This is a genomic window from Kingella denitrificans ATCC 33394, assembly GCF_000190695.1.
Lineage (GTDB): Bacteria > Pseudomonadota > Gammaproteobacteria > Burkholderiales > Neisseriaceae > Kingella_A > Kingella_A denitrificans.
The window spans coordinates 1,346,788-1,361,911 of sequence record NZ_GL870929.1 but is presented as its reverse complement, the minus strand read 5'-3'; the positions used below and the strand labels follow the sequence as shown (position 1 = coordinate 1,361,911).

Annotated in this window: 15 protein-coding genes and 1 tRNA gene; 11 read left to right on the top strand and 5 right to left on the bottom strand. The window is 55.8% G+C overall.

The window, feature by feature from the left end; translation table 11 throughout:
• Positions 1 to 97 precede the first annotated feature (97 nt).
• The 3 genes from HMPREF9098_RS06860 to HMPREF9098_RS06850 all read left to right on the top strand — a co-directional run bounded on the left by HMPREF9098_RS06860 (position 98) and on the right by HMPREF9098_RS06850 (position 4,265).
• Positions 98 to 622, top strand: coding sequence for a hypothetical protein (locus tag HMPREF9098_RS06860; RefSeq protein ID WP_040564346.1), 525 nt, complete (start codon positions 98 to 100; stop codon positions 620 to 622).
• Positions 623 to 772: 150 nt separating this feature from the next.
• Positions 773 to 1,297: a hypothetical protein gene (locus HMPREF9098_RS06855; protein ID WP_040564345.1), complete on the top strand. Its 525-nt coding sequence runs from the start codon at positions 773 to 775 to the stop codon at positions 1,295 to 1,297.
• A 136-nt stretch (positions 1,298 to 1,433) separates the two neighbouring features.
• Positions 1,434 to 4,265 (top strand): valine--tRNA ligase, encoded by a 2,832-nt coding sequence (locus HMPREF9098_RS06850; protein WP_040564344.1) that lies wholly within the window; start codon positions 1,434 to 1,436, stop codon positions 4,263 to 4,265.
• A gap of 459 nt (positions 4,266 to 4,724) precedes the next feature.
• Here the strand turns inward: HMPREF9098_RS06850 and HMPREF9098_RS06845 are convergent, their stop codons facing one another.
• Positions 4,725 to 5,186, bottom strand: a complete 462-nt coding sequence (locus HMPREF9098_RS06845) for a hypothetical protein (protein WP_003783237.1) — start codon at positions 5,184 to 5,186, stop codon at positions 4,725 to 4,727.
• Between the two features lie 182 nt (positions 5,187 to 5,368).
• Here HMPREF9098_RS06845 and HMPREF9098_RS06840 point away from each other — a divergent pair, with 182 nt between their 5' ends.
• Entirely contained in the window at positions 5,369 to 6,004 is a 636-nt protein-coding gene (locus HMPREF9098_RS06840; protein ID WP_040564343.1) for a DUF4189 domain-containing protein, read from the top strand.
• A gap of 448 nt (positions 6,005 to 6,452) precedes the next feature.
• Here HMPREF9098_RS06840 and HMPREF9098_RS06835 read toward each other — a convergent pair whose 3' ends face one another.
• Positions 6,453 to 7,157 (bottom strand): DUF6796 family protein, encoded by a 705-nt coding sequence (locus tag HMPREF9098_RS06835; RefSeq protein WP_003783234.1) that lies wholly within the window; start codon positions 7,155 to 7,157, stop codon positions 6,453 to 6,455.
• A 119-nt stretch (positions 7,158 to 7,276) separates the two neighbouring features.
• On the opposite strand from HMPREF9098_RS06835, the gene HMPREF9098_RS06830 reads away from it, so the two are divergent.
• Positions 7,277 to 7,963, top strand: a complete 687-nt coding sequence (locus HMPREF9098_RS06830) for a hypothetical protein (protein WP_003783233.1) — start codon at positions 7,277 to 7,279, stop codon at positions 7,961 to 7,963.
• Between the two features lie 101 nt (positions 7,964 to 8,064).
• Here the strand turns inward: HMPREF9098_RS06830 and HMPREF9098_RS06825 are convergent, their stop codons facing one another.
• Positions 8,065 to 8,541 carry a DUF302 domain-containing protein gene (locus HMPREF9098_RS06825; RefSeq protein WP_003783232.1) on the bottom strand — a complete coding sequence of 159 codons (477 nt, stop codon included), beginning with the start codon at positions 8,539 to 8,541 and terminating at the stop codon, positions 8,065 to 8,067.
• A gap of 178 nt (positions 8,542 to 8,719) precedes the next feature.
• On the opposite strand from HMPREF9098_RS06825, the gene dnaJ reads away from it, so the two are divergent.
• Positions 8,720 to 9,862, top strand: coding sequence for a molecular chaperone DnaJ (gene dnaJ, locus HMPREF9098_RS06820; protein WP_003783230.1), 1,143 nt, complete (start codon positions 8,720 to 8,722; stop codon positions 9,860 to 9,862).
• A gap of 424 nt (positions 9,863 to 10,286) precedes the next feature.
• Here dnaJ and bioH read toward each other — a convergent pair whose 3' ends face one another.
• Positions 10,287 to 11,024, bottom strand: a complete 738-nt coding sequence (gene bioH, locus HMPREF9098_RS06815; protein WP_003783228.1) for a pimeloyl-ACP methyl ester esterase BioH — start codon at positions 11,022 to 11,024, stop codon at positions 10,287 to 10,289.
• On the opposite strand from bioH, the gene HMPREF9098_RS06810 reads away from it, so the two are divergent.
• The 3 genes from HMPREF9098_RS06810 to HMPREF9098_RS06800 all read left to right on the top strand — a co-directional run bounded on the left by HMPREF9098_RS06810 (position 11,023) and on the right by HMPREF9098_RS06800 (position 13,131).
• On the top strand, positions 11,023 to 11,721 hold the full coding sequence (locus tag HMPREF9098_RS06810; protein ID WP_003783227.1) for a ComF family protein: 699 nt from the start codon (positions 11,023 to 11,025) through the stop codon (positions 11,719 to 11,721). The genes bioH and HMPREF9098_RS06810 overlap by 2 nt on opposite strands.
• Positions 11,722 to 11,829: 108 nt before the next feature.
• Positions 11,830 to 12,294 carry a tRNA (uridine(34)/cytosine(34)/5-carboxymethylaminomethyluridine(34)-2'-O)-methyltransferase TrmL gene (gene trmL / locus HMPREF9098_RS06805; protein WP_040564342.1) on the top strand — a complete coding sequence of 155 codons (465 nt, stop codon included), beginning with the start codon at positions 11,830 to 11,832 and terminating at the stop codon, positions 12,292 to 12,294.
• A 57-nt stretch (positions 12,295 to 12,351) separates the two neighbouring features.
• Entirely contained in the window at positions 12,352 to 13,131 is a 780-nt protein-coding gene (locus tag HMPREF9098_RS06800; RefSeq protein ID WP_232617989.1) for a septal ring lytic transglycosylase RlpA family protein, read from the top strand.
• A gap of 122 nt (positions 13,132 to 13,253) precedes the next feature.
• Here HMPREF9098_RS06800 and HMPREF9098_RS06795 read toward each other — a convergent pair.
• Positions 13,254 to 13,338, bottom strand: a tRNA-Leu gene (locus tag HMPREF9098_RS06795).
• Positions 13,339 to 13,351: 13 nt separating this feature from the next.
• Between HMPREF9098_RS06795 and HMPREF9098_RS06790 the strand changes: the two genes are divergently transcribed.
• A complete protein-coding gene (locus tag HMPREF9098_RS06790) occupies positions 13,352 to 14,338 on the top strand; it encodes a class I SAM-dependent methyltransferase (RefSeq protein WP_003783217.1) in 987 nt (328 codons plus the stop codon).
• A gap of 123 nt (positions 14,339 to 14,461) precedes the next feature.
• Complete coding sequence (gene ruvA, locus HMPREF9098_RS06785; RefSeq protein WP_003783215.1) at positions 14,462 to 15,046, top strand: Holliday junction branch migration protein RuvA; 585 nt, start codon at positions 14,462 to 14,464, stop codon at positions 15,044 to 15,046.
• Positions 15,047 to 15,124: the final 78 nt, after the last annotated feature.

Here is a 15,124-nt window from a genome sequence, read left to right as displayed (position 1 = left end):
TGGCTGAAAAGGGCACGCGGCGGGTGCAGGCTGCTTTATAATCCAATTTAACATATTGAATAAAATAAATTTTGGCATGCAAATGGAGGGGCGAAGATTGAAATGGATTTACTGGCTTATCGACATTATCAAACAGCTATGGGAGAAATGGACGGATTTTCTCGATATGTACACCATAGAGGAAAAATTCAGGGGTTTCGGGCTCACGGTGTTTTTTATGATGATTGCCTATATTGCGTATGGGCTGTACCGCTATGATTCTGAAGAATCGCAAAAAATCAATCCTGCGGCGGTCGCTGCATGGCAGAGGGACAAGCTGCCCCGCGAAGACCCGATTCCGAACCTGCCCGGCAGTGTTATCACACACGTTTGGAAGCACACGTCTTGGATAGGGCCGGACGTTTCCGCCGTGATTAAGGTGAAAGAAACATACGGCCTGCACTATAAATATCGGGCATTTAATTGTTCCGGCGGCTGGTATCACCGCATCAGCGATAGAGATACTTTCGAAGAAGTGGTGAGCGGGACCAACGGCACGCGCGGCACTGCGGTGGACATTCGCGGCGTGGATTATGACGAAAGGCAAGAGTTTGACTATATTTGCGCCAAATATGTGGATTGACGGCCCAAAAGCAGCCTGCATGCTTTATTTCGTCAAAAGCGGCAACGGGATGGCTGCAAATGGCACGCGGTGGGTGCAGGCTGCTTTATAATCAAGTTTAACCGATTGAATCAAATAAATTTATTTGAAATATGAGTGGAGGGGCGAAGATTGAAATGGATTCGCTGGGCTATCGACATCATCAAACAGCTATGGGAAAAATGGACGGATTTTCTCGATATGTACACCATAGAGGAAAAAATCCAAGGGTTTATGCACATAGTGTTCTTTATTATGGTTGCATCTATTGCGTATCATTTGTATCACTTCGACTCCGATGCGGAAAGAAAGGTTAATCGTGCGGTAGTATCGGCATGGCGTAGCGACAAACTGCCCCATGAAGACCCAATCCCGAACCTGCCCGGCAGTACCATTACGCATGTTTGGAAGCATACGTCTTGGGTGGGGCCGGACGTTTCCGCCGTGATTAAGGTGAAAACACCATACGGCGTGCGATACAAACATCGGGCGTTTAATTGCTCCGGCGGCTGGTATCACCGCATCAACGACGAGGATACTTTTGAAGGCGTGGTGGGCAGAACCAACGGCAACCGTGCTAACGCCGTGGATATTCGCGGCGTGGATTATGATGAAAGGCAGGAATTTGACTATATCTGCGCCAAATACGCTAAATAACGGAAGCCAATCGGGTTGCCCATGTGAAAGCAGCCACCCGATTTTCTTGCTTCAAGCAGCCTGCACCCTCAAATTTCCGCTATAATTGCCTATTTTTCATTCAAATCAACCAACAGAATTTCAGGCAGCCTGCACTATGCTCAACAAATACGCCCCCTCCGAACTCGAATCCAAACACTATCAAAACTGGGAAGCCAAAGGCTATTTCTCCGCCGATTTTTCCAAACCCGAAAGTTTCTCCATCCAACTGCCGCCGCCCAACGTAACCGGCACGCTGCACATGGGCCACGCCTTCAACCAAACCATCATGGACGGCCTGGCGCGCTATTACCGCATGAAAGGGCGCAACACCTGCTGGATTCCCGGCACCGACCACGCCGGCATCGCCACGCAGATTGTGGTGGAACGCCAGCTGGCCGCGCAGGGCTTGTCCCGTCATGACTTGGGGCGCGAAAAATTCTTGGAAAAAGTTTGGGAATGGAAAGAAGTGTCCGGCGGCACGATTACGCAGCAGATGCGCCGCGTGGGCTGTTCCGCCGACTGGTCGCGCGAATATTTCACCATGGACGACACGCGCGCCGAAGCCGTTACCGCCGTGTTCGTGAAGCTCTATAACCAAGGCTTGATTTACCGCGGCAAACGCTTGGTGAACTGGGACCCCGTTTTGGGCACGGCCGTTTCCGATTTGGAAGTGGAAAACGTGGAAACGGAAGGCTCGATGTGGCACATCCGCTATCCGCTGGCGGACAATCCTGCCGAAGCGGTGGTGGTGGCGACCACACGCCCCGAAACATTATTGGGCGACGTGGCCGTGGCCGTCCATCCCGAAGATGAACGCTATACGCATTTAATCGGCAAGCAATTAACCCTGCCGCTCACCGGCCGCACCATTCCCGTGATTGCGGATGAATATGTGGAAAAAGACTTCGGTTCAGGCTGCGTGAAAATCACGCCCGCGCACGATTTTAACGACTACGAAGTCGGCAAACGCCACAACACCGAACTCATCAGCGTATTGGGTTTGGATGCGAAAATCCTTGCCGAAGCGCAGGCCTGCGATTATCGCGGCACGCCCACGCAGGTGTGCAGGCTGCCTGAAAAATACGCGGGGCTGGACCGCTTTGAAGCGCGCAAACAAATCGTGGCCGATTTGGACGCAGCCGGCCTGCTGGTGAAAACTGAACCGCACAAACTGATGACGCCGAAAGGCGACCGCACCGGTTCCGTGATTGAGCCGATGCTGACCAACCAATGGTTTGTCGCCATGAACGCCGCGCCCCAAGGCGGCGAGCCCGAATCCGAATTCAAAGGCATGAGCCTGGCGCAGAAAGCCAAACACGCCGTGGACAGCGGCGCAGTACGCTTCATCCCCGAAAACTGGGTCAATACGTATAACCAATGGATGAACAACATCCAAGACTGGTGCATCTCGCGCCAACTGTGGTGGGGGCACCAAATCCCCGCGTGGTATGACGAAAACGGCAAAATCTACGTCGCCCGCAGCGAAGCCGAAGCGCAGAAACTTGCAGGCAGCCTGCACTTAACGCGCGACGAAGACGTGTTGGACACCTGGTTCTCCTCCGCGCTCGTACCGTTCTCCACATTGGGCTGGAAAGACGGCGAACCCGACACCGAAGCCATGAAAGCGTTTATCCCGTCCAGCGTGCTGGTAACGGGTTATGAAATCATCTTCTTCTGGGTCGCCCGCATGATTATGATGACCACCCACATTGTCGGCAAAGTGCCGTTTCGCGATGTCTATATCCACGGCATCGTGCGCGACTATGACGGCAAAAAAATGGCCAAATCCGAAGGCAACGTCATCGACCCTGTGGATTTGATTGACGGCATTGACTTGGACAAACTGCTGGTAAAACGCACCACCGGCCTGCGCAAGCCCGAAACCGCCCCCGCCGTGAAAAAAACCACCGAAAAACTGTTCCCCGAAGGCATCCCCGCCATGGGTGCAGACGCATTGCGTTTCACCATGGCCAGCTACGCCAGCTTGGGGCGCAGCGTAAACTTCGACTTCAAACGCGCCGAAGGCTACCGCAACTTCTGCAACAAATTGTGGAACGCCACCAACTTCGTGCTGATGAACACCGAAAACCAAGACTGCGGCCAAGACGAAACCCAGCCGCTGGCCTACACCTTCGCCGACCAATGGATTATCGGCCGCCTGCAACAAACCGAAGCCGCCGCCGCCGAAGCCTTTGAAACCTACCGCTTCGACTTGGCCGCGCAAACGCTGTACGAATTCGTGTGGAACGACTATTGCGACTGGTATATCGAATTGGCCAAAGTGCAAATCCAAACCGGCTGCCCCGCCACCCAGCGCACCACGCGCCGCACCTTGGTCCGCGTGCTGGAAGCCGCATTGCGCCTGCTGCACCCGATTATTCCGTTCATCACCGAAGAACTGTGGCAGGCCGTTGCCCCGCTGGCCAATGCCAAAACCGCCGACAGCATTATGCTGGCCGCCTATCCCGAAGCCGACCCGGAAAAAATCGTGCAGGCTGCTTTTGACCAAATGGCGCAACTGCAAGACCTGATTGGTGCCGTGCGCAACCTGCGCGGCGAAATGGGCATCGCCCCCAACGTGAAAGCGCCGCTGTTTGTGGAAGGCAGTGTGCCTGAAGCGCTGCTGAAATACCTGCCCGCCCTCACGCGCCTGACCGAAGCCAAAACAGTGGACAGGCTGCTCGAAAGCGAAGACGCGCCCGTCGCTGTCTGCAACTGCGCGCGCCTGATGCTGAAAGTGGAAATCGACAAAGCCGCCGAAACCGCCCGTTTGAGCAAAGAAGCCGAGAAACTGCAAAAAGTCTTGGACAAACTCAACGCCAAACTCTCCAAACCCGGCTATGTGGACAAAGCCCCCGCGCATTTGGTGGAAAAAGACAAAGCCGAACTGGCAGAGTTGGAAGAGAAGATGGCGAAAGTGCAAAGCGCATTGGCGAAGCTGAAATAAAGCCGGTTGAGCGCTGAAAAAAGCAGCCTGCACCCTGAAAACGGAAGTGCAGGCTGCTTTTTGCCTATTTATAGTGAATTAAAATCGCAATGATACGGCGTTGGCTCGCCTTGACGTACTATTTGTACGCCTTGCGGTTCGCCGCCTTGTCTCATTTTTATTTTAATCCACTATATCTATTGCCGACGGCGCGATATGCCGATACGAAAAACACCAGTTGCGCCAGGTTCAGCGTGGCGCTGCCCTTCCCAAGGCAGCCTGAAACCTTTACCCCGCCCCAAACCCATCCGCCGTCATTCCAGCGCAGGCGGGAATCTTGGCTCGGCTGCGGCAACATCCAAATAAACAAACAACCGCCAAACCCCAAGCAAAATTCCCGCCTGCGCGGGAATGACGGCGTTTGTTGCTTTTCAGACGGCCTCTCTGTTTTCAGGCTGCCTCAAATGCGGCATGAAAAACCTACTGCTGCACCCACGAAGTATGGTCGCTTTCGCGGTAGTCGCGGATGATGTGGTTGTTGTCGGTAATCAGATAGCGGAAGCGAGTGGAGTTGGTGATGCCCTGCTTGTAGTAGTCGGTGCGGTCGCCGTAATTGTTATACCCGCTGCCGACATAATAGGGCGTGGCGCGGTTTTCGCTGTACACCTGCCAGGTGTAAACATAGCCTTCCTGCCCTTTCATCCGACCCTGCTGGATGATGCCGTGCTCGATGTTGTCGGCATTGCCGTATTCCTGATAGGCGGCGACTATGTGTTTGCCGCGAAAGCGCGACCCGGCCACGCCTTTGCGTGCGGCGTTGATCAGGGCGTTGGGTGAAATATCGGTGGTCATGATTTTGTTTACGGTTTCGCAGCCGGACAAGGCCAGCACGGAGGCAAAAAGCAGCAAAACGGGTTTCAGGCGCAATTTTGGTGAAAACATCTTCTCTCTCAAACTAAAAAACAGAAAAACCGGCAAGCCGTATCGTCAGACTGTGTATTATATGACATATGCCGCTGCAGCAGGGACGGAAAGTAAAAGTAATGCGTCCGGCATGGGTGGGACGGTATAATCCGCGCCACATTACAGCAATCTGTTTTAACCACCATAAATAAGGAATGATTATGCCGTCTCACAAAAAACACCTGCTGGCCGTCGCCGCGCTGGCTACCCTGCTGGCGGGCTGCCAGGGTTCGCTTGCCTACGAACTGTTGCAGGCTGCCAAAGGAAACAACGGCCCTTCCGCACAGGAAGTCGAATCCATGATGCCGGTTGTGGAAGCAATGAAAGGTTTGCCTTCCAAAGCGGAACTGGCCACGCGCCCAATGCACCCGCGCAAATGGGGCGGATATGCCGGCTCGGACGAGATAAAAATGATATGGACAACCGACAAAGCCTTCGACACCCCCGAAGCCGCCTCGGCAGACGCACTCAAACAATGCCGCCAGGCCGGCGGCAAAAACTGCAGAACCGTCGTTCTTTACAGCAATCTGTGCTTTACCATGGCGCAGGGGCGACGCAACGGCAAACCCTTTGACTCAATAGGCTACGGCCCCACCCACGAGTTTGCCAAAATAACGGCAACGGGCAACTGCCAAAACCAGGGTGGCCAGGGCTGCCACCACATCGTCGAGGCAGCTCCCTCCTGCGCCGTCCCTTGCAACGTCGTCACCAACAAATCCTGCCGCTACGAAGACCCCGGGATCATCTTCCCCGAAAAAGGCATGAGAATGCAAAAGGTACCGTCGTTTTTCCGCTAGCAAGCCGTAGCCCGCATGAAACCTCCAATCCCGACGTAGGGTGTGTGTGGTACGCACGCACGCGGTTTCTGTTCAAACGACCTCAGCAAGCGTAGGGTGGGCACTTGTTGCCCACGCACTTCCTTTCAGGCTGCCTGAAAACGAAGACGCCCCGTCGCCGTCTGCAATGGTGCGCGCCTGATGCTGAAAGTGGAAATCGACAAAGCCGAACTGGCGGAGTTGGAAGAGAAGATGGCGAAAGTGCAAAGCGCATTGGCGAAGCTGAAATAAAGCCGGTTGAGCGCTGAAAAAAGCAGCCTGCACCCTGAAAACGGAAGTGCAGGCTGCTTTTTGCCTATTTATAGTGGATTAAAATCGCAATGATACGGCGTTGGCTCGCCTTGACGTACTATATTTGTACGCCTTGCGGCTCACCGCCTTGTCTCATTTTGATTTTAATCCACTATATCTATTTGCCGACCGCGCGATACGCCGATACGAAAAACACCAGTTGCGCCAGATTCAGCGTGGCACCACCCATCATGGCCGCCCATTCGGCGCGTGGGAAGAGCGCGCAGCCGAGCGCAATGAAAATCCCGACCGGCAGCGGAGTGCAGCCTGCACTTTTTCGCGGCAGCACGGTTTGCCCGCGCAGGGTCTGCACCGCGAACAGCAGCCAGCCCAAGGCGAGCAGCCCCACGGAAGAGAGCCAGTGGATTTCCAGTATCTGTATGAATTGTTGGAACAACGAGAGCAGCAGCGCGCCGTCTGCCGTGCTTTGCCGCAAGGCCTGCGCCGCCGCGCCGACAAAATAAAAACCTGCGTGTCCCAAGGGCGAGAGCGCGTAGCCCGCGAACAGAAGCGCGCAGCAGAACCGTGCCGCCCAGCTTGGCCGCATCAGCCGCCATACGCCGAACACCGACACCAAATACAGCACCGCGCTGAACGTGGCGGGTAGCACGCCCCACAGCAAACGTTGCGGCGAGGCGGTCAGCATCAGCGCCGCCATGTCCGCATCGTCGCCCAAACCTGCGGCCAATGCGGGAGCGAACAGCGTTTCGGGCTGCGGCGGCTGCACAAATCCCACCAGCAGCATATCCGCCGCCGTCCAGCACACCGCGGCGGCCATGCCTGCACCCAGCAAAAGGCGCGTGGAAACGGAAAATTTTTGCATGTGGTTCCTTTCGTGTGGTTGCAAAAAACGGGGTGCAGGCTGCTTTTTGCGGTTGCGGCCGCCGAAACGGCGCGATAACCTTATATTATGGCAAACCCACCCGAACGGTACAGACGAACATGAACCCACCCCGCCACCCTTATTTGAATTTGCAGCAGGGCAATGTGGAAAGCTACTGCGCCATTGTTCCCAAAAAAGAACTGCCGCAATGGCACGCGCAAGGATGGCTGCCGCATTATGCCGTCGGGCTGTCGCGCCGTGCCGCCAACTGCGCCTATATGGTTTACGGATTCATGCGTTTTTGGCGGCGTGATGTGCTGGTGTTCGGCCGACCTGTGTTGCTGGCGGAAAAATCCGTTGTCGGGCGCAGGATTGACGGATTTTGCACCCATTTAGGCACTTACGGCATGGGCGGGCCGGGTTTTTTCGGGCTGCTGCTGGATTCTGGCGAATATCTGGTGTACACCGCATGGCACGTGGCATATGCCACGCTGTTGGACGGGCGGCCGATTGAAGTGCCGCCGCATCAGGAAGATGCACCGCGCGGCTGGGTTGGCGAATTCGGGCAGGGCTGGGACGAATTGTCGCCCGTGCTGGCAGGCTGCGAAATTGCCGAATGCGTGCTGGAAGAGCACCGCTGCACCCTGTGCCTGCAAAAAGGCGGCGCAACGCACCTGCTGGAATTTTTGCGCGAAGACGACCGCTTGGCGCCGAATTTCAATGGCGGCACGCGTGTGGCTTATGAAACGGGGAAAATGGCGGACTATTTGATGTTCCAGCACAAAGATGCGTGGCTGGTGGTTTGAGTTCTAATGGAAAATCAAGGTGCAGGCTGCTTTTGGCGCGGTTCGAAAGCAGCCTGCACTTGGTTGGAAATATGTTGCAGGCTGCTTTTTGCCGTCCGCCGTTATTGCGTTACCGTGTTGCGAATCAGCGTTTCCGCTTTGGCCAGCGTGTTTTCCACATCGGCATAATCAATGCGGCTGTTCTGAATCAGCGCGCGCGTGGACGGATACACCACCTGCACTTTGCCGTCCGTTTCGGTCACCAGCACGCGCAGCGGCAGTTGCAGCGCGAAGGCGGGGTCTTTCACCATCAGCGGCGTGCCCGCTTTGGGCGTGCCGAACACAATCACGGTGGCAGGCTGCATGGACAGGCCGTCTTTTTGTGCGGCGGCCTGATGGTCAATCACGGCAAATACCGTCATGCCGCGTTCGGTAATGGCGGCGTGCAGGCGCTGCACGGTTTGCGCAAAGGAATATCGGCTTTCAACGGTGTGGGTTGGGGCGGTGGTCACGGCGGTTCTCGGATGGGTTTCGTGTGCGTGGGCAGGAATGCAGGCGGCCAACAGCGCGGCACACAACAGGGATTTTATCGGATTCATACGGTATGGCCTCGTGAAAAAATACGCATTATGGCAGAAAATCGGCGCTGTTCGGGTAAATTTACCGATGGCTGCCGTATAATGCGCGGTTCGGCCATGTGCAGGCTGCTTGAATTTTGTCCGGGCAACCCTTATATAGCCAGCAACCGATTTCCTTTTTTATTTTAAAGACATTCACATGAGCAATAAAGATTTTTACGAAATACTGGGCGTTTCGCGTTCCGCAAGCGACGACGAAATCAAAAAGGCCTACCGCAAGCTGGCGATGAAATACCATCCCGACCGCAATCCCGACAATAAAGAAGCCGAAGAAAAATTTAAAGAAATCCAAAAAGCCTACGACACCCTGTCCGACCCGCAGAAAAAAGCCGCATACGACCAATACGGTCACGCCGCGTTCGAACAGGGTGGCTTCGGCGGTGCGGGCGGCGCAGGAGGGTTTGGCGGCTTCGGCGGCGCGGGTGGTTTCGATTTCGGCGATATTTTTAGCCAAATGTTCGGTGGTGGTGGCGGTGCGCGTCAGCCGAATTACCAAGGCGCGGATATGCAGTACAGCGTGGAAATCACGCTGGAAGAGGCGGCCGCCGGCGTGAAAAAGCAAATCACCATTCCGACTTATGCCGAATGCGACGTGTGCCACGGTTCGGGCGCGAAACCCGGCACCAAAGCCACCACCTGCCACACTTGCGGCGGTTCGGGCACCGTGCACGTGCGCCAAGCCATTTTCCAAATTCAGCAAACCTGCCCCACCTGCCACGGTTCGGGCAAAGAGATTAAAGAACCCTGCCTGCGCTGCCACGGCGAAGGCCGCGTGCAGACCACCAAAACGGTGGAAGTCAATATCCCCGCGGGCATCGACGACGGTCAACGCATCCGTTTGACGGGCGAGGGCGAACCCGGCATGCACGGCGCGCCGGCGGGCGATTTGTACATCCACGTCTCCGTGCGTCCGCACAAAATCTTCCAGCGCGACCCGGAAAACCCCACCGATTTGCATTGCGAGCTGCCTATCAGTTTCGCCACGGCGGCACTGGGCGGCGAAGTGGAAGTGCCCACGCTCAACGGCCGCGTGAAGCTGAACATTCCCGAAGGCACGCAAAACGGCAAACGCCTGCGTGTGAAAGGCAAGGGCGTGAAATCCGTGCGCGGCAGCCTGGTGGGCGATTTGTATTGCCACGTGGTGGTGGAAACGCCCGTGAACCTGACCGAACGCCAGAAAGAACTGCTGGTGGAATTTGAAAAAATCTCCACTGGTTTGGACATCAGCCAAACGCCGCGCCAAAAAGGCTTTTTCGATAAATTGAAGGATATTTTCGATTAAGCGGCGGCACATGAAAAAGCAGCCTGCACTTTAGTGGTTTTGAAGTGCAGGCTGCTTTTGGATAATATTGGCGATGCTGGTCTTATCTATCTCTATCATGATGGCGCATTGTGTTGTTATGCCCGTGGATAAGCCAAAAGGAGGCAGGTTGCCGAGCAAAAAGCAGCCTGCACTTTGGTTTTCGGGGTGCAGGCTGCTTTTGGATGGCAGAAAAATATAGTGAATTAAAATAAAAATGAGACAAGGCTAAAAATGAGACAAGGCGGCGAGCCGCAAGGCGTACAAATAGTACGTCAAGGCGAGCCAACGCCGTATCATTGCGATTTTAATTCACTATAAACCGTTCGGCGGCGGCAAAGGCGTGGGTATGGCGGCGCAACGCCATGAAAACCGTCCGACCAAAGCAGCCTGCGCGGGGGTGTATTCACGCCGATTGGCGGATGTGTGCCAACAATAACGCCGCCACTTCGCCGCTGTGGCTGATAAACGGTGCGTGCGCGGCTTTGTCGATGACGTGCAGGCGTGCGTTCGGCAGGTGCTGCTGCAAATATTGCCCCATGCGGACGGGCGTGAGTGCGTCTTTGCCGCCGAAAATCAGCAGCGTCGGGCAGCGGATGTCGGCCAGTAGCGGGCGCATGTCGGCGTATTCGATGGCGGTGAGTGCGTCTGCCATGCCTTGCGGCGTGCCGTTGCGCAATACGTCGGGCAGCACGGCTTCGATAACGGCTTGGCGTTCGGGCGTGTGCAGCAGTTGCAGTTCCAAAAACTGGCGCATGTGCTTGGGATAATCGTCCTGAAACAGCGGCAGCATTTTGTGCAGCGCAGATTGGCGCAGGCCGACGTCGTAATCCGGTGCGGCGAAGAGTTTGGCGAAGGTGGCGCACAGTGTGAGGCTTTTCACTTTTTCGGGATAATGTGCGGCAATCCATTGCGCCACCACGCCGCCCAGCGACCAGCCGAACAGGTGGGTGTCCGGCCGCAGTTGCCCGGCAATATCGTCCGCCAGCGTGGCGATATCGAACGACGGCGGCATGGGCGATGTGCCGTGCCCCGCTAAATCGGGAATGCTGATGTGCCAGTCGCGGGGGAGGTGGGGCAGCAGCGGTTGGAAAATGCGGGCGTTGGTTGCCCAGCCGTGAATCAAACAAAGGGAGGTGTTCATGCGGTTCTTCCGTTTTGCCAAACCGTGCTTATTATGCCACGAAGTCCAAGCGGACGTGTTGTGCGCGGCATGTCGGGACGATTTGCGCCATGTGTTGCGCACGGGACGCTATTGCGCCTGCTGCACTAAAAGCAGCCTGCACACGGACGGCGCCGCCGGGTATGGCGGACTGTGCTTGGGTTGCGAAGCCGTGCCGCCGCCGTATCAGTGCTTTTGGGCGAGCGCACATTATATAAGCCCGCTGCCCGAACTGCTGCACCGCTGGAAACACGGCAGGCAGGCGGCGAATGCGCGCGTGTTTCAATGGCTGATGCAGGAGAATCCGCCGCCGTGGCTGGCGCAATGCGGTGCAGACTGCATTTTGCCGATGCCGGTTTCGCCGCAAAGGCGTTTGCAGCGCGGCTTCAACCAAAGCGACGAATTGGCGGGCTGGGCGGCGTGGCATTACGGCCTGCCAATGCTGCCTGCGGCTGCGGTGTCGCGCGAACACCGAGCCGCGCAGTCGTCGCTCAACCGCGAGCAGCGTTACGACAATATCCGGCAGATTTTTGCGCCGGGCGAAGTTGTTAAGAATCGTAAAGTTTTAATGATAGACGATATTTGTACCACAAAAGCCTCAATTTCCGAATTGGCAGGCAGCCTGCACCAGTCGGGCGCAGAAGCGGTTTTTGTATGGGTAGTCGCGTGTAGCGAATGAAAAAAAGTTTGACGGGCGGCGGCAAATTAGGGCATATTGCCGCCTTTCGTGCAAATCGAAATTGATAAATACCGAATAAAATCAATTGTAAAAATTGTTCTCAATAATATGTTTACCGTTGTTCTGTATCAGCCAGAAATTCCGCCCAACACGGGCAACATTATCCGTCTGTGCGCCAACACGGGCTGCAGCCTGCATTTGGTGAAGCCGCTGGGCTTCCCGCTGGACAGCAGCAAGATGAAGCGCGCGGGTTTGGATTATCATGAATTCGCACGGCTGACGGTGCATGAAAATTGGGAAGAATGTATGCAGGCGCTGGCCGGCAGACGCATTTTCGCGCTCACCACCAAAGGAACGGCGCGCCCCGACAAGGCGGCGTTCCAGGCGGGCGATGTGTTTGTGTTCGGACCGGAAACGCGCGGCTTGCCCGCCGAGATTCTGGATACTTTGCCCGAAAACCAAAAAATTCGCTTTCCCATGCTGCCGGACAACCGCAGCATGAATTTGTCGAATACCGTTGCCGTTACCGTGTTTGAAGCATGGCGGCAGCAGAACTATGCCGGCGGCGTTTGATGCAAAAGCAGCCTGCAGGTTCACCACTCTTCTTCAACTCAAGAACTGGACTTTGTTTTGACTAAAATTCACCATACTTTTTTAACGGGGCTGATGGTTTTGTGCGCGGCAGGTTGCTCGACCAATTCCACCGCCAATGCACAAACCGCTTCCGGCCGCAACCAAGTAGTACGCGCCGAGAAACTGCACCCCACCGCCAATTTGAGCTATAAAGTGGCCGGCGTGCGCTACCAACCCCGCAAAAATGTAGAAGGATTTACACAAACAGGACGAGCTTCATGGTATGGCGTACCGTTCCACGGCCGCCGCACTTCCAACGGCGAACGCTATGACATGAACAAACTCACCGCCGCGCATCCCACGCTGCCGATTCCCAGCTATGCGCGTGTGACCAATCTGGCCAACGGCCGCACCGTCGTGGTACGCATTAATGACCGCGGCCCGTTTCACGGCAACCGCGTGATGGATTTGTCGCGTGCCGCCGCACAACAATTAGGCTTCGTTAATGCGGGCACTGCCAACGTACGGGTTGAAGCCTTGCGTGCCGGCGATTCTTATTCCGCACCGCGCGTGCAGATGGCAGAAAACAAATCCGGCGCTGCCGCCCGCAACAACGGCAATCCTGATATTTTCGTGAACGTGAGAAGTTTTGCCCAAGCCTCCGATGCGCGTGCATTTATGCGTGTTGCCCAACGCCATTTATCGCGTCAGAACGAAGGACACCGCACGGTGATGGTGAAACAACAGGGCGGCGGATATACCGTCCGCATCGGCCCGTTCCGCGAACAGCAACGTGCGGATGAAATCCACCGCCGCTTGAAGCAAGAAATTATTTAATATGGCCGGACACAACAAAAGCAGCCTGCACTTGGAAATTTTAAAGTGCAGGCTGCTTTTTGCCGCCGTGATGATTTCAGGCAATAAAAAAAAGACTGCCTAATCAGCAGCCTTAAAAGACTTGGTGCCCAGGGTCGGACTCGAACCGACACACCTTGCGGCGGGGGATTTTGAGTCCCCTGCGTCTACCAATTTCGCCACCTGGGCGGTACGAAAGGAAGTGCGTACTATACGAAAATTATCCGGCCGTGTAAAGCCGTTTGACGGCACGGGCGGCGGTTGCTGGTTTAAGTTTTTCTATTTGCGCGTAATTTTGCCGATATTACCCGGCAAGGCGATGGAAAAAGGTGCGGCGGCGCGGCAAAATGCTAAAATGCGCGTTTTGACGGGCGCGGGAACAGGGGCGTATGCAATGGATAATTCGGATAAGTGGCTGATTCACCGGCATGTGGCGACAGAGTTGGACAGCCGTTTGGCAGTGGTGCGCCAAGTGCCGCAGCAGATTGTGCTGGCTGGCGCGGATGGCGATGTGAGCCGCCGTTTGCTGGCGCAGCGTTATCCGCAGGCAAAAATCACGGAGTGCGACACGCCCGAACGGTTGCAGGCTGCTTTGGACAACCGCCCGAAAAGCTGGCTGGACAAATGGCGCGGCAGCACATTGGCGGTGCAAAAGGCGTGCAATCCGAACCGCAACCTGCCGGCAATGGCGGCGGATATGCTGTGGGCAAATTTGAGCCTGCCGCTGGCAGAGGATTTGACGGCGGCGTTGGAAAACTGGACGCGTGCGCTGAAAACGGACGGAATGCTGTTTTTTTCGCATTTGGGTGCGGAAAGTTTGCAGGAAGTGCGCGAATTGCTGGCAGAGCAGGGCGTTGAGTGCGCCGCGCCCACGCTGGTCGATATGCACGATTTGGGCGACATGCTGTTTCATCACGGGTTTTACGACCCGGTCATGGATACGTTTTCGCTGCGCCTGACGTATAACAGCGAAAGCAGCCTGCACGCCGATTGGGAGACGCTGGACATTTGGCGGATTTTGCAGCCGTCCGATACGGCGCGCGCGCAGCAGATTGTGGACGAGGCGCACCGCGCAGGCCGTCTGCCGCACATCACGCTGGAAACCGTGTACGGCCACGCGCTGTGCCGCGCCAAATTAAACGAGGGCGAACAACTGGTTCAGTTTCACCGCCCGCAGAAACCGGTTTGACCGGTGCAGGCTGTTTTTAAAGCATACAAAAAAGCAGCCTGCACGTTGAAATTAAAAGCACGGATAGGACGGCGCAACGCCATCTGTGCCACTAAATTTAAAATATAAAATGGAAGGCAAAATATGATTGGTCGTTTACACGGCATTTTGGCGGAAAAGCAGCCGCCGCAAATCGTGATTGACGTGCAAGGCGTGGGCTATGAAGTGGAAGTGTCGATGCAGACGTTTTACACCCTGCCCGCAGCAGGCGAAGCGGTGCGGCTTTATACGCAGTTGATTGTGCGCGAAGATGCGCATTTGCTGTTCGGTTTTGCCGATGCGGGCGAACGGGCGACATTCCGCCAGTTGATTAAAGTGAGCGGCATCGGCGCGAAAACAGCGCTGGGGATTTTGTCGGCATTAAGCAGCGATGAGTTGGCGCAAGCCGTCGCGCAGGAAGACGTGAAGCGGTTGTCGAGCGTGCCGGGCATCGGCAAGAAAACGGCGGAGCGAATGATTTTGGAACTGCGCGGCAAATTGGCAGGCAGTTCGGCGGCTGATACGGCGTTATTTGCCGCAGCAGCGCAAGATAGCCGGCAAGACGTGGTGCAGACATTAATGGCGTTGGGCTATTCGGAGAAAGAAGCGCAGGCAGCCTGCAAATCCCTGCCCGACGATGTGGAAGTGGGCGAAGGGGTGCGTCAGGCGCTGAAATTGATGGTGAAGTAGGCCGCTGGATGAAGTGCAGGCTGCTTTTCACATATTATGAAGCTAGAGATGGGCAGTACGAGCGTAAAAATTTTGGAA